The 12,936-nt window shown below is 66.8% G+C and carries 15 protein-coding genes; 5 read left to right on the forward strand and 10 right to left on the reverse strand.

Going from position 1 to position 12,936, the window contains the following annotated elements; genetic code table 11:
- Window positions 1-62: 62 nt before the first annotated feature.
- Together ACWICD_RS05990 and ACWICD_RS05995 are read right to left on the reverse strand one after the other, a co-directional pair.
- On the reverse strand, window positions 63-302 hold the full coding sequence (locus tag ACWICD_RS05990; protein ID WP_376129039.1) for a toxin: 240 nt from the start codon (window positions 300-302) through the stop codon (window positions 63-65).
- Entirely contained in the window at window positions 299-562 is a 264-nt protein-coding gene (locus ACWICD_RS05995; protein ID WP_376129051.1) for a ribbon-helix-helix domain-containing protein, read from the reverse strand. The genes ACWICD_RS05990 and ACWICD_RS05995 overlap by 4 nt, the downstream gene beginning before the upstream one ends.
- A gap of 319 nt (window positions 563-881) precedes the next feature.
- On the opposite strand from ACWICD_RS05995, the gene ACWICD_RS06000 reads away from it, so the two are divergent.
- Together ACWICD_RS06000 and ACWICD_RS06005 are read left to right on the forward strand one after the other, a co-directional pair.
- Window positions 882-1,319 carry a helix-turn-helix domain-containing protein gene (locus ACWICD_RS06000; protein ID WP_376129053.1) on the forward strand — a complete coding sequence of 146 codons (438 nt, stop codon included), beginning with the start codon at window positions 882-884 and terminating at the stop codon, window positions 1,317-1,319.
- Between the two features lie 25 nt (window positions 1,320-1,344).
- A complete protein-coding gene (locus tag ACWICD_RS06005) occupies window positions 1,345-1,923 on the forward strand; it encodes a PIN domain-containing protein (protein WP_376129055.1) in 579 nt (192 codons plus the stop codon).
- 219 nt (window positions 1,924-2,142) lie between these two features.
- Here ACWICD_RS06005 and ACWICD_RS06010 read toward each other — a convergent pair whose 3' ends face one another.
- On the reverse strand, window positions 2,143-2,352 hold the full coding sequence (locus ACWICD_RS06010) for a hypothetical protein (protein ID WP_376129056.1): 210 nt from the start codon (window positions 2,350-2,352) through the stop codon (window positions 2,143-2,145).
- Window positions 2,353-2,928: 576 nt separating this feature from the next.
- Window positions 2,929-4,302, reverse strand: coding sequence for a replicative DNA helicase (dnaB, locus tag ACWICD_RS06015; protein WP_376129058.1), 1,374 nt, complete (start codon window positions 4,300-4,302; stop codon window positions 2,929-2,931).
- Window positions 4,303-4,828: 526 nt separating this feature from the next.
- Here dnaB and ACWICD_RS06020 point away from each other — a divergent pair.
- Window positions 4,829-5,734: a hypothetical protein gene (locus tag ACWICD_RS06020; protein ID WP_454139625.1), complete on the forward strand. Its 906-nt coding sequence runs from the start codon at window positions 4,829-4,831 to the stop codon at window positions 5,732-5,734.
- 81 nt (window positions 5,735-5,815) lie between these two features.
- Complete coding sequence (locus tag ACWICD_RS06025) at window positions 5,816-7,360, forward strand: chaplin family protein (protein WP_454139627.1); 1,545 nt, start codon at window positions 5,816-5,818, stop codon at window positions 7,358-7,360.
- A gap of 290 nt (window positions 7,361-7,650) precedes the next feature.
- Here ACWICD_RS06025 and rplI read toward each other — a convergent pair whose 3' ends face one another.
- The 4 genes from rplI to rpsF form a co-directional block, all read right to left on the reverse strand.
- The gene (gene rplI / locus ACWICD_RS06030; protein WP_376130124.1) at window positions 7,651-8,103 is read right to left on the reverse strand and encodes a 50S ribosomal protein L9; all 453 of its coding nucleotides are present in this window, start codon (window positions 8,101-8,103) and stop codon (window positions 7,651-7,653) included.
- A gap of 10 nt (window positions 8,104-8,113) precedes the next feature.
- Window positions 8,114-8,368: a 30S ribosomal protein S18 gene (rpsR, locus tag ACWICD_RS06035; RefSeq protein WP_045276591.1), complete on the reverse strand. Its 255-nt coding sequence runs from the start codon at window positions 8,366-8,368 to the stop codon at window positions 8,114-8,116.
- An 83-nt stretch (window positions 8,369-8,451) separates the two neighbouring features.
- Complete coding sequence (locus ACWICD_RS06040; RefSeq protein ID WP_454139628.1) at window positions 8,452-8,982, reverse strand: single-stranded DNA-binding protein; 531 nt, start codon at window positions 8,980-8,982, stop codon at window positions 8,452-8,454.
- 4 nt (window positions 8,983-8,986) lie between these two features.
- Window positions 8,987-9,397: a 30S ribosomal protein S6 gene (rpsF, locus tag ACWICD_RS06045; protein ID WP_376130208.1), complete on the reverse strand. Its 411-nt coding sequence runs from the start codon at window positions 9,395-9,397 to the stop codon at window positions 8,987-8,989.
- A 255-nt stretch (window positions 9,398-9,652) separates the two neighbouring features.
- Here rpsF and ACWICD_RS06050 point away from each other — a divergent pair, with 255 nt between their 5' ends.
- Window positions 9,653-10,804 (forward strand): hypothetical protein, encoded by a 1,152-nt coding sequence (locus ACWICD_RS06050; protein WP_454139629.1) that lies wholly within the window; start codon window positions 9,653-9,655, stop codon window positions 10,802-10,804.
- A gap of 3 nt (window positions 10,805-10,807) precedes the next feature.
- Here ACWICD_RS06050 and ACWICD_RS06055 read toward each other — a convergent pair whose 3' ends face one another.
- Window positions 10,808-11,188: a DUF779 domain-containing protein gene (locus ACWICD_RS06055; RefSeq protein ID WP_454139630.1), complete on the reverse strand. Its 381-nt coding sequence runs from the start codon at window positions 11,186-11,188 to the stop codon at window positions 10,808-10,810.
- Window positions 11,189-11,366: 178 nt separating this feature from the next.
- Window positions 11,367-12,917, reverse strand: a complete 1,551-nt coding sequence (exaC, locus tag ACWICD_RS06060; protein WP_454139632.1) for an acetaldehyde dehydrogenase ExaC — start codon at window positions 12,915-12,917, stop codon at window positions 11,367-11,369.
- Between the last annotated feature and the right edge of the window lie 19 nt (window positions 12,918-12,936).

Genomic DNA, 12,936 nt, shown 5'->3' on the forward strand with positions numbered 1-12,936 from the left:
GTCGAGATGAGTTCGGATGCGGTCCTCCACCGCACGCGAATCCGTGGGAATGCCGATCGTCTCTACGGGAGCAGATCCAGCATCTGGGGCCGGGCCTTCATCGCGTGAATCACGAGTTCGTTGCCGCTGTCGAAGACGAGCACGACGAGCTCAAGAAACCGTCCTTGCGCGTCGAAGCCGAGCCGTAGTTGACGGACAGGTGAGCCTTCGTCGAGATCGTCGATCCACAGCGGCCACGACGCCGCCTGGATGATGTCCTCCGTTGCGATGCCGTGCTTGAGAGCGGAGTCGTGGACCTTCACGCGGCGTACGCGGCGATTGCTTCGCGGATGAGCTCCGAGCGGGACTTGTGCTCGCGTTCAGCGCGGGCATCAAGAGCGGCGAGCTCGTCGGCGGTGAGTCGGAGCGCGACGACCTGGGCGGGCGCCGCTCCTCGGCCGGGTCGTCCGCGTCCTCGCCGTTTGAGAACCTCGACGTCGTAGCCGGCCTCAGCCTCGGCCGCCCACGCCGCGATCTGCTCCTCCGTCACTGGAGCCCCGTTGATCATCTCTTCGCCACCCATAGCGGAATCGTAATACGAAATTACGAATCGGGTCTACCACTGCACGCGCGCCGGTCCGCCAGTGCACGGCTAACAAGGGCGCACTGGCAGGGCACGGCCGTGAGTGCGCACCACGTGCGGCGAGGCGCGGGGTTACGCGGCCTGCACGGGACTAGGCTTCCGGTGACTTCGTCACGCGTAGCGCCTCCAGCCGGAAGCCTAGTCCCGTGCAGGTTGGGTTCTAGATATAGCTGTAGAAATTGCATTTGCAAGTGCAAACTTCTATGGTGGATCCAACGACGTATCCCACCACTAGGCGTCGTACGCATGGGAGTCCATCATGACCGTGCTCTTGACGAATGGAACAGTCCTCGTCGACGAGACGCTGCGCGCGCAAGCATCCGAGCTTGTGCGGCAGGCGCACGACCGAAGCTTTAGAGGCGTCAAGCTGGTGACCGACGATGGCTCGGAGGTTGAGCTGTCCGAAGACCTCGGAGCCTTTGTTGGGCACGTGCTTGAGGGCCTTGCCCGCGGCCCGGTGTCTGTGACCACTCTTCCCGATGAGTTGACGACGACTGTTGCGGCGGAACTTATCGGAGTCTCGCGCCCGACGCTAATGAAGCTGGTTCGCGACGGAGAGTTGACGGCCAAGAAGGTTGGCAGCCACACGCGGCTCAGCACGACTGATGTCTTGGCGTTCCGCAAGACACGCGCGCGTTCGCGTCGAGCCGCTTTTGCAGCACTCCGCGCGTTGGACGACGAGTTTGGCGAGGACTAAGGTCGCTCCTCAGTAGTCTGAATGCGTGCTCCAACGCGTGTTCGTCGACTCCAACGTGCTCGCGTCCCGCACGCAGTATGACTGGCTCTTCATGTTGCGTAACGAGACCGACAGTATGTTTCAGCTGCATTCGTCGTTCGACGTCTTGGTGGAAGCGGTTCGGGTGTGGCGCAGACGAAATCCGACCGCGCGCGGGGCATCATCGAAGCGACGGTTTGACCACCTACTCGCGAACCTTGATGAAGTCGTCGACGATTTCGACGCCGACATTGACTTCGACGGTGAGGACCCAGGCGACATTCACGTCAACGCGGCGGCGGTCGCCAGCGGCGCCCACAAGCTGCTGACCATGAATGGACGAGACTTTGGCGATCCCGATCTCCTTCAATACGAGATCTATAGGCCGGATCAGTTCTTCTGCCTGGTGGACGACGGCGCCGACGCGTGCGTCCGCCGCGTGACGATGGAGCAGGTCAATTACTGGAAGAGGCAACGAGAAAGGGGGCGTTCAACGAAGCCCCTGGCGGACGCACTGAGGGATGCTGGCTGCCCCACTTTTGCGACACGGGTGTCCAGGCATCTGCGCGTGCTCGGCGGTCAGTAGTTCGCAGGTTGAACGCGACATGGCTTCCGCGCGAGATCAGTGACCGCGCGTCGAGGCGGAATCAACAAGCACGGGTTCGCATCGTTACTGCATAGCTCTGCCGAGCGCGCGACTGCCGCGTCGCTCCGGCCCGCTCGACGGCGCTGCCTCGCACCGACCGTACGCCGGTCCCTCAGCGGACGCCAACCAGCGCTCGTCTGGATCGAGGTCGTCCCTGAGCTACTCGCGAGGTCTCCGGCCGACCACCCGACCTGCGAGGAAGGCGAGCGCAACCAGCGCCAGAGCGAAGATGACCCATCCTGCGACAGCGATGCGCGAGAGGATCACTGCTGATCCGCCCGGGGAGAAGGTCGCGTCGGTCAAAGGCTGGTAGGCGAACCAACCGAATGAGGCGACCCCCGTTGGTGTGAACATTCCGATCACGATCATGGTTGCGCCTACGAGCGCGATCAGCGCCGCACCTCCCCAGAGGAGCACCGCTCGACTACGTCTGCCCGCCACACCTTGACACTAGCGAGCCGCGCAATGAGGACAGGTCGCTTGCGGGTCCTCCAAGAGGCCGGCAACGTCGCAGACCGGATCTCGGAGAGCGGAACCGGCCGATACCAGGCACAACAGGCGAGCGCCGGGGATCCTTCCCCGGGATGACCGCCGCCCGCGACCCCCACGCGTTGTCTCAGCGAGGTAGTACGGCCCCAGAGCGTCGCCCCGAGGTTCGAATGTGAGGTCAGGCGACAGGTTGTGCTGTATGACGCGAGCGTGAACAACAGCGCGCCGGGACACTCCACGCGCCTCTCGGTGGTCAGCCGCCCACAGGCCGGTCTGACCACCGCGACGCTTGTCGATTCCGAGGCTGATCCGGCCGTAGCTACCGGTGCCGTGCGAAGGCGGTTCTCGTTGGACCCGCCCGCAAAGATGCCCGGTGAAGGCCCGTCAAATGCAACAGCGAAGCGCATCCGCGATTGGACATCTTCAACCGATGCCTAAATCAGCTGCTCGCTGCTGCTACCCGAAGTCGCCCGGTGCCATGTCGGCAAAGCGCGAGAAGTGGCCTTGGAAGGCGACCGTGATCGTGTCGGTGGGGCCGTTACGGTGCTTGGCGACGATGAGGTCGGCCTCGCCGGCACGTGGGCTGTCCTTCTCGTAGGCGGCCTCGCGGTGCAGGAGGACGACCATATCGGCGTCCTGCTCGATCGAGCCTGACTCACGCAGGTCGGACAAGGCGGGCTTCTTATCGGAGCGCTGCTCGGCACCACGGTTCAGCTGCGAGAGGGCCACGACCGGCACACCGAGCTCTTTCGCGAGGAGCTTGAGCGCGCGTGAGAACTCCGAGACCTCTTGCTGGCGCGACTCGACGCGCTTGCCCGACGTCATTAGCTGCAGGTAGTCGATGACGACCATCTTGAGCCCGACGCGCTGCTTGAGACGGCGGCACTTCGCGCGAATCTCGACGAGAGTCATATTCGGGGAGTCATCGATGTAGAGCGGCGCATCGTTGATGCGACCCCGTGTCGCGGCGATCGTCGTCCAGTCGCGCGAATCGAGCGTGCCCTTGCGCATCGCCTGCAACGGGATCGCGCCCTCGGCGCTCATGAGACGCATGGCGATTTCGCTGCGACCCATCTCGAGCGAGAACAGGATGGTCGGCATGTCGTGCTTGATCGCCGCAGAACGCGCAAAATCCAGAGCGAGCGTCGATTTTCCCATAGCAGGGCGCGCCGCGATGATGATCATCTGTCCGGGGTGCAGCCCGTTCGTCAACTGGTCGAGACCTGCGAACCCCGTCGGGATGCCGGTCATCTGACCGTCGCGCCCGCGGGCGGCCTCGATCTCATCGACAGCCGCATCGACGGCGATCGTGAGCGGGACGTAGTCTTCGGCCACCTCGGCGCCGGTCACCGAATAGATCTCGGCCTGCGCGCTGTTGACGACGTCGACGGCTTCGCCCTGACCCGAGTAGCCCATCTGCACGATGCGGGTGCCGGCCTGCACGAGGCGGCGCAGGAGCGCTCGCTCGGACACGATCGAGGCGTAGTACCCGGCGTTCGCGGCCGTCGGCACGATCGACGTGAGGGTGTGCAGGTAGTCGGCGCCGCCGGCGCGCTGGAGCTCACCGGTCTTGATCAACTCGTCGGTCACGGCGACGACGTCGGTCGGCTCGCCGTGCGAGTAGAGCGTGAGAATCGCTTCGAAGATCAGCTCATGCTTGGGGATGTAGAAGTCGGCGCCGCGCAACGTCTCGATGACATCGGCGACGGCATCCTTCGACAGCAGCATGCCGCCCAGCGCGCTCTGTTCTGCGAGCAGGTCGTGCGGCGGGGTGCGCTCATGCTCACGGGGGCCCCCGAGACGTTCCTCGGAGATGTCCGCGATCGACATGCGCTCCCCCTTCTGCGCAAGATCGCGCGTCGTCCCCAGATGGCCGCTCACCACGCTAGGGAGGGCCTCCGACACTCGCAAACCAGCCTGTGGATAACTGTGTGGAGAGTCAGCGTGAAACGCCGACGCACCTGTGCACAAGTCCTGTGGATAAGATCACCACCCTCTCGCATGGTCGTCCAATAAATGCCCATTGACCTGGGCTTACCAAATCCACACCCTGTGGATAAGGATGTGGTTTAAGTAGGCGTTGAAGGTTGCGAGGTTGTACACAGATCACCCCGGATCGCAACTCGAAGACGCGCCGGGTCAGACGGGATTTTTCGGCGCGCACAGCACGCGCCACTCGCAGACACCACGCGCACGAATCGTGCACGCCATGGACAGCTGCCGCACTCTGGAGTACCGTCGGACATCCAGGCACCCTCAGACGCGTTCAACCGGACGCGCAACGTTCTTATCTCGGGAGATGAACGTGGAGACCGTTACCTGGAGTGAGCCGCGAAGGCTCGCTCGCGCAGCGCTGATGGGCATCAGCGTGGCGTTCGCGGGCACCGTGGTCTCTGTGATCCTCGGGCTCGGCGCATCCGATGCGCACGCGGCCACCGATGACGAACGCGGTCTGACGGGTGCCGTGACCGGACTCATCGGCGGCACGACCGATCTGCTCGGAGCGACTGTATCGAGCGTGACCTCGACGGCATCCAACGCCGTCGAGGCGATCGTGGACGTTGCACCCGAGCCCGTGCAGAAACCTCTTCAGACGGTGGGCGAGGTGATCGATTCGGCGGTCAGCACGGTCACGACGCCCGTGCAGCAGGTCGTCTCCGGCGGCGTGGTGAGCGCCGTGACCGCGCCGGTCGTCGAGGTGCTGACCGAAGTTCCCGTCGTCGGCGCCGTCGTGTCGGGCCTCGGCGTCGACGACGTCGTCACGAGCATCGGCGCCGGCATCGACGACACCCTCGCAAACACGGTCGATGCCGTCTCGGACGTCGGCGCGATTCTCGTGCCCGCCCCGACGTCGCTCTCGCTCGACGAGGTCGAGCCCGCCGCATCCGTCTCGGATGCCGTGAACGCTTCCGGCGCACTGACCGCTCCGGCCCACCACCTCACCTCGATCGTGCCCGCAGCCGGCACGGTCGACGCGCTCGTTCGGCACGCGGCATCCGCGCAGCCCTTCTCGCCACCACCGTCGACCTCGTCGGCCGTGTCGTCGGTGACGGACGGCGGCCTCGCCGTGCCCGTGTTCGCGGGTGACCCCTGCCCTTCTCTCGCCACTACTTCGGGACCCGCCGGTGCGGGTTCCGGCGCCTGGGCGCTTGCCGCCCTCCTGCCTCTCGCCGCACACCGTGCCTGGGTGCGCCGAGCCGGGCCGGGGGACGACGACGCGCCGCCGGCGCCCGCAGACCCCACCGACGCTTCCCCCGATTGAGTCGAGCTCTGCCGCCCTCGGCGGCGAGCATCCTCGCGCGCATCTTGCGTGCACCATTCGACTCAATCGAAAGAAGACATCATGAACACCCTCATCAAGCGCGCCCTGTGGGGCACGCTCCTCGCCGGCGGCATCACGCTGCTCGGCGCAACGGCCGCCCACGCGGCCGAGACGACGGGAGAGGACGGACTGCTCTCGGGCACGCAAGCCCTCGTCGACATCTCGCTCCCCATCACGATCGACGGCACGTCGCTCTCGCTTCTCGGCGACGCGACGAGTTCGGGTGCGACGGCCCCCGCTCCGGCCGCTGCCGAGCCCGTCGCGGCCTCGACGAGCGGTTCGGATGCCGCGGCATCAGGCACGCAGGCCCTCGTGTCCGTCGACGTTCCGGTGACGATCTCGGGCAACGCGATCTCGGTGATCGGCGACAGCGGATCGACGGGGTCAGAGCCCACAGTCGAACCCGAGGTGGCGGAATCCGCTCCGGCAGCACCCGCTGCATCGGAGACGACGAGCGGTGACGACGGGATACTGTCCGGAACGCAGGGCATCGTCTCGCTCGATCTGCCGATCGACGTCACCGGCAACGCCATCTCGGTCCTCGGTGACAGCTGGTCCGACACCACCACGGCACCCGCCGCACCGGCCACGACCGACACCACACCCGCGGCAACCACCGACGGAAACGACGGCATCGCCTCCGGCACCCAGGTCATCGCATCGGTCACCGCGCCGATAGACGTCACCGGCAACGCCATCTCCGTCCTCGGCGACAGCTGGTCCGACACCACGACGGCACCCGCACCGGCGATGACCGACACGGCACCCGCCACACCGGGCATGACCGACACCGCACCCGCCGCGACCACCGACGGAAACGACGGCATCGCCTCCGGCACCCAGGTCATCGCACCGGTCACCGCACCGATCGACGTCACCGGCAACGCCATCTCGGTCCTCGGTGACAGCTGGTCCGACACCACCACGGCACCCGCCACACCGGGCATGACCGACACCGCACCCGCCGCGACCACCGACGGAAACGACGGCATCGCCTCCGGCACCCAGATCGTCGCACCGGTCACCGCGCCGATAGACGTCACCGGCAACGCCATCTCCGTCCTCGGCGACAGCTGGTCGACCGGTTCGGCGGCCTCCGACGTGGGCACCTCCACGGGAACGGCCCCGATGCCGATGACGTCAGGGCTCGACTCGGTGCTCAGCGGGACACAGCTCGTCGCGCCGATCGCGCTGCCGATCACGCTCGGCGGCAACGCGATCTCGGTCGTCGGTGACAGCACGTCGGACACTCCGTCGACGCCGACCGACCCGGGAACGCCTGGCACCCCCGGCACACCCGGAACGCCCGGAACCCCCGGCACCCCCGGTACGCCGGGAACACCCGGTACGCCCGGAACGCCCGGAGCGCCCGGAACCCCGGGTAACCCGGGAACACCTGGCACCGCTGGCACGGCCAGTACGCCCGTCGTAGGCGCGGCGGCTGCGGCCGACGGCCACATGCTCGCCGAGACGGGCGGCGGGTCGCTGCTGCCCTTCGCGGGCGCAGCGTTCGCGCTCTTCGCCGCGGGAGGCATGCTCCTCGCCGCGCGTCGTCGCAGCGCCTGAGTCGTGAGGGCGGGCCGACCCCAGCGGCCCTCCCTCCACACCTCGTCCGCGGAGTACGGGACCGTGCCTGGACCGTGCTCCGCGGCCGACGGACCGGGCGGGCGTCGCTCTCAGGGGGAGAAGCGGCGCCCGCCCCTCGTCATGTCCGGAAACGACGGATGCCGCGGACCCGATGGGCCCGCGGCATCCGTTCTACGCTTCGACCCTTCGACAAGCTCAGGGACCGGAGACAAGCTCTCGACCCTTCGACAAGCTCAGGGACCGGAGACAAGCTCAGGGAGCGGAGAGTGCTACTTGGCTGCGACCACCTGGAGGGTGATCACGGCGGTGAGGTCGTCACGCAGGCGGATCGTCGCCTCGTGCTGGCCCACCGACTTGATCGCCGAGGTGATGTGGATCTTGCGCTTGTCGAGGTCACCGAGACCGGCGGCCTTGACGGCGTCTGCGACGTCACCCGTCTTGACCGAGCCGAACAGTCGACCTTCGGCGCCGGCCTTGACGGGCAGGCGCACCGTGTTGGACTCAAGGGCGTCCTTGAGCGCGACGGCCTCTTCGTGGTCGTGGATCGCGCGCGACTCACGGGCCGCGCGAATCGACGCGACCTGCTTCTCGCCACCGCGGCTCCACGCCACAGCGAAGCCCTGGGGGATGAGGTAGTTGCGGGCGAACCCGTTCTTGACCTCGACCACGTCACCGGCGCTACCGAGCCCGGCGACCTCATTCGTGAGAATCAGCTTTGCCATCGGATGCCCCTTAGCGGCCAGCGCCGGCGTAAGGCAGGAGCGCCATTTCGCGCGCGTTCTTGATCGCCTTGGCGATCAGACGCTGCTCCTGCACCGAGACACCGGTGATACGACGGGCACGGATCTTGCCGCGCTCCGAGATGAACTTGCGAAGAGTGGCGACGTCCTTGTAGTCAATGACGCCGACACGGATCGACTTCGCGGGGGCCGCGTTCTTCGCGCCCTTCCGCGGCTTCCGGCGATCGCCGGTTGCCTTTCCAGCCATGGTGTTTCCTTTACAGAGTGAGAAAAGTTGTTGCCGTGACCCGGTCTCGACGCTCTAGCGAGCTCAGGGACCGGAGGTCGGCATCAGAACGGGGTGTCGTCGCCGTAGGACGCACCGGGCGTCGCCCAGGCGTCTCCACCGCCGGCGTTGGAGGAACCGGGGGTAGCCCACGGCTCCTCTGCCACCTGCGCGGGACGCGACTGTCCGCCGCCACCGCCGCCGCCGAAGTTGCCTCCGCCGCCACCGCCGCTCGCGGCGCGCGTGACCTGAGCCGTCGCATAACGCAGCGACGGTCCGATCTCGTCGACCTCGAGCTCGATCGCGGTGCGGTTGTTGCCCTCGCGATCCTGGTAGCTGCGCTGCTTCAGGCGGCCGGTCGCGACGACCCGCATGCCCTTGGTCAGCGAACCGGCCACGTGCTCGGCGAACTCGCGCCACACACTCGCGCGGAGGAACAGCGCTTCGCCGTCCTTCCACTCGTTGGTCTGGCGGTCGTAGTTGCGCGGCGTCGACGCGATCGTGAAGTTCGCGACGGGGAGCCCGTTCTGCGTGTACCGCAGTTCGGGGTCTGCCGTGAGGTTGCCCACGACGGTGATGATCGTCTCGCCGGCCATGTCGTTACGCCTTCGCAGCCTTGGCGGGAGCGGCAGCCTTCGCGGGAGCAGCAGCCTTCGCGGGAGCAGCGACCTTGGCGGGAGCAGCAGCCTTGCGGGCGGCCTTCTCGTCGGCGCGCTGCTTCTCGGAGGCGACCATCGCGATGGCCTCTTCAGCGCGGAGGACCTTCGTGCGCATGATGCGCTCGTCGAGCTTGAGCTGGCGGTCCAGCTCGTGCGTGGCCTCGCTCGTGGCGGTGAAGTTGACGACGGCGTAGACGCCTTCGGTGTGCTTCTGGATCTCGTAGGCGAGACGGCGGCGACCCCAGATGTCGACGTTGTCGACAGAGCCACCGTCGTTCGTGATGACCTTGAGGAACTTCTCGAGGTTCGGAGCGACCTGGCGCTCGTCGATCTCGGGGTTCAGGATCACCATGAGCTCGTACTGGTGTGTGTGCGTCACTAACCCACCTCCTTCGGACTAGAACGGCTGCGGGGAATCTCCCCACAGCAGGAGGGTGTGGTGCACGTCATCCGGCTTACCGCGCATCGAACGCGAACGGACAACCCTCCTATGATACCGGATGCCGCGGCGCGGCGTGGTGCGCGCTCTTCGGCACGCTCAGGGATCGAGTCAGGGGGCTCGGCGTCGGCGGGTAGCGTGGGCTCGGCATGACCCAGGGGAGGACGGATGTCGCTGCATCAGGAACAGGGGTCGACCTCGTTCGACCCGCGCCCTCTCGTCGAGCCCGTCGACCGCGCCGACGTGCGCGCGTTCACGCAGCGGCTGCGCGCGACCGGGGCGCTGCGCGGCAGCGGAATCGGCAACGTGATCGGCGTCGTCGTCCTCATCGCCGTAGCGATCATGATCCTGATCTCGGTGTCGACGGCCGCGACCGCCTTCCTCACGGCGGCCGTCTCGGGCACAGCGCCGCCGTGGTTCGTCGCGATCGGTGCGACGATCTTCATCCTCTTCGTGCTGGGCATTCTGGCGGCGGTCATCACGGCGGTCGTCCGTGCGGTCGGCGGAGGAGCGGCGACCCGACGGTTCAGGCTCGACCGCTTCGCGCAGGCGAACGGCATGGGCTACCTGCCGACGCTCGCGAACCCGCGCCTGCCCGGGATGATCTTCGGCCTCGGCTCGTCGAGACAGAGCCTCGACCTCGTGCGCGGCACGCGCCCGAGGTTCGTCGAGTTCGCGAACTACCGGTACACGACCGGTTCCGGCAAGAACCGCACGACGCACTCGTGGGGCTACGTCGCCGTCAAGCTCGACGTGCCCCTCCCCCACATCGTGCTCGACGCCCTCGGCAACAACGGCCTGTTCGGATCGAACCTTCCGACCTCGTTCGACCGGGATCAGCGGCTCAGCCTCGAGGGTGACTTCGATCGCTACTTCTCGCTGTACTGCCCCACCGGGTACGAGCGCGACGCGCTCTATCTGTTCACGCCCGACATCATGGCGCGGTTCATCGACAACGCCGCGGCCCTCGATGTCGAGATCGTCGACGACTGGCTGTTCCTCTACGCCAAGCGCGACTTCTCGACCCTCGACCCCGCGACCTGGAGCTGGCTGTTCTCGGTCGTAGGCGCCCTGCTCGACAAGCTCGCACAGTGGGAGCGCTGGCGCGACGACCGGCTGACCGCTCCGGCCACGACGCATGAGGGACTGCCCTTCGCCGCGCCGTCGACCGCGCTGCGCCCGCCCCCGGGCGTGGCCGCGCCGGGTCGCCGGCTGAAGCGCGGCATCCCCTGGGCGGTCGTCATCGTCGTGGGCATCATGCTGCTGATGTGGTCGCTGCCGCAGATCATGGGCTTCGTCTGGTCGATCCTCGGACGCTGAGTCTCACCCGATTCCGAAGTGCTGCAGCTCGGGCCCGTCCAGCATCCTCGAGCGCACGATGAAGCGCATGCCGGTCGGAGACTCGACGCTGAACCCCGCACCCCGACCTGGCACGACGTCGATCGTGAGGTGCGTGAACTTCCAGTACTCGAACTGCGCTTCCGAGATGTACACCTCGATGGCCCCGTCGAGCCCGACGTCGAGATCGCCCAGCAGCACGTCGGACGGACCCGTGATGAACATGCCGACGGGATAGCACATGGGCGCGCTGCCGTCGCAGCATCCACCCGACTGATGGAACATGAGCGGACCGTGCTGCGTCGTCAGTTCACGCAGCAGCGCGGCTGCGGCATCCGTGACGGCCACGCGGCTGTGGGTGACCATGAGTGTTCTCCGTTCGCCGAGGGGGAAGTCAGAGAGGCGGAGTGAGACGCGAACGTCTGGGGAACGTCGTGGTGCGTCTCACCCCGCCACCCGATGCGCGGGTGCCCCTGGCTCACCCGGCTATCGAGCCGTCCCTCCAACCGGCTGGGGTCCGGTGGCAGCGGAGGGACGAGTCGGATCAGAAGAAGCCCATCGCGCCCTCGGCGTACGACACGAGCAGGTTCTTCGTCTGCTGGTAGTGGTCGAGCATCTTGAGGTGGTTCTCGCGACCGATGCCGGACTGCTTGTACCCGCCGAACGCGGCGTGCGCCGGGTACTGGTGGTACGTGTTCGTCCAGACGCGTCCGGCTTCGATGGCGCGTCCCGCCTTGTAGGCGATGTCTCCCGAACGGCTCCACACCCCGGCACCGAGGCCGTAGAGGGTGTCGTTCGCGATCGAGATGCCGTCGTCGAAGTCGTCGAAGGACGTCACCGAGACGACGGGGCCGAAGATCTCCTCCTGGAAGATCCGCATGTCGTTCGTGCCCTCGAACACGGTCGGTGCGACGTAGTACCCCCCGCTGAGGTCGCCGCCCAGGTCGACCCGCTCGCCACCGGCGAGCAGCTTCGCGCCACCGGCCTTGCCGATGTCGATGTACGACAGGATCTTCTCGAGCTGATCATTGGATGCCTGTGCGCCGATCATCGTCGCCGGGTCGAGCGGATTGCCCTGCACGATCTTGGACACCCGATCGAGCGCGTCGCCCATGAATCCGTCGTAGATCGAGCGCTGGATGAGAGCGCGCGAGGGGCACGTGCACACTTCGCCCTGATTGAGCGCGAAGAGCGTGAAGCCCTCGAGCGCCTTGTCGTAGTAGGCGTCATCGGTCGAGCGGGCGACGTCTTCGAAGAACACGTTGGCGCTCTTGCCTCCGAGCTCGAGCGTCACGGGAATGAGGTTCTGCGACGCGTACTGCATGATGAGCCGGCCCGTCGTGGTCTCACCCGTGAACGCGACCTTGCGGATGCGCTTGTGCTGCGCGAGCGGCGCCCCCGCCTCGATGCCGAAGCCGTTGACGATGTTGACGACCCCCGCGGGCAGCAGATCGCCGATGATCTCGAACAGGAACAGCAGCGACGCGGGCGTCTGCTCGGCGGGCTTGAGCACGACGCAGTTGCCGGCGGCGAGCGCGGGAGCGAGCTTCCACGTCGCCATGAGGATCGGGAAGTTCCACGGGATGATCTGCCCGACGACACCGAGCGGCTCGTGGAAGTGGTAGGCGACGGTGTCCTCGTCGAGCTGGCTGAGCGTGCCCTCCTGCGCGCGCAGCACGCCGGCGAAGTAGCGGAAGTGATCGACCGCGAGCGGGATGTCGGCGGCAAGTGTCTCTCGGACGGGCTTGCCGTTCTCCCAGGTCTCGGCGACCGCGATCTTCTCGAGGTTCGCCTCGATGCGGTCGGCGATCTTGTTGAGGATGACGGCGCGCTCGGCCGGCGTCGTGCGCTTCCACGACTCGAACGCCTTCCACGCGACGTCGACGGCGCGGTCGATGTCTTCGACGGTGCCGCGGCCGACCTCGGTGAACGGCTTGCCGTTGATGGGCGAGATGTTCTCGAAGTACTGGCCCTTGACGGGTTCGACGAACTCGCCGCCGATGTAGTGGCCGTATCGCGGGCGGTACTCGGCGACCGAGCCGCGCTGGCCGGGAGCGGCGTAGACGCTCGAGACGCTTTCTTCGACGATGGTCATGACGTGGTCTCCTTCGACG

This window comes from Microbacterium sp. NPDC055357 (assembly GCF_053644835.1).

What these genes read in the sequence shown, in the direction of transcription:
- dnaB (WP_376129058.1), bottom strand. Translation starts at nt 4,302, where the DNA reads ATGTCGATCGCGGACATCTCCGAGGAACGTCTCGGGGGCCCCCGTGAG.
- rpsR (WP_045276591.1), bottom strand. Translation starts at nt 8,368, where the DNA reads ATGGCTGGAAAGGCAACCGGCGATCGCCGGAAGCCGCGGAAGGGCGCG.
- ACWICD_RS06055 (WP_454139630.1), bottom strand. Translation starts at nt 11,188, where the DNA reads ATGGTCACCCACAGCCGCGTGGCCGTCACGGATGCCGCAGCCGCGCTG.
- rpsF (WP_376130208.1), bottom strand. Translation starts at nt 9,397, where the DNA reads ATGGTGATCCTGAACCCCGAGATCGACGAGCGCCAGGTCGCTCCGAAC.
- ACWICD_RS05995 (WP_376129051.1), bottom strand. Translation starts at nt 562, where the DNA reads ATGGGTGGCGAAGAGATGATCAACGGGGCTCCAGTGACGGAGGAGCAG.
- ACWICD_RS06000 (WP_376129053.1), top strand. Translation starts at nt 882, where the DNA reads ATGACCGTGCTCTTGACGAATGGAACAGTCCTCGTCGACGAGACGCTG.
- ACWICD_RS06010 (WP_376129056.1), bottom strand. Translation starts at nt 2,352, where the DNA reads ATGATCGTGATCGGAATGTTCACACCAACGGGGGTCGCCTCATTCGGT.
- ACWICD_RS06050 (WP_454139629.1), top strand. Translation starts at nt 9,653, where the DNA reads ATGTCGCTGCATCAGGAACAGGGGTCGACCTCGTTCGACCCGCGCCCT.
- ACWICD_RS06040 (WP_454139628.1), bottom strand. Translation starts at nt 8,982, where the DNA reads ATGGCCGGCGAGACGATCATCACCGTCGTGGGCAACCTCACGGCAGAC.
- ACWICD_RS06025 (WP_454139627.1), top strand. Translation starts at nt 5,816, where the DNA reads ATGAACACCCTCATCAAGCGCGCCCTGTGGGGCACGCTCCTCGCCGGC.
- ACWICD_RS06020 (WP_454139625.1), top strand. Translation starts at nt 4,829, where the DNA reads ATGGGCATCAGCGTGGCGTTCGCGGGCACCGTGGTCTCTGTGATCCTC.
- rplI (WP_376130124.1), bottom strand. Translation starts at nt 8,103, where the DNA reads ATGGCAAAGCTGATTCTCACGAATGAGGTCGCCGGGCTCGGTAGCGCC.
- exaC (WP_454139632.1), bottom strand. Translation starts at nt 12,917, where the DNA reads ATGACCATCGTCGAAGAAAGCGTCTCGAGCGTCTACGCCGCTCCCGGC.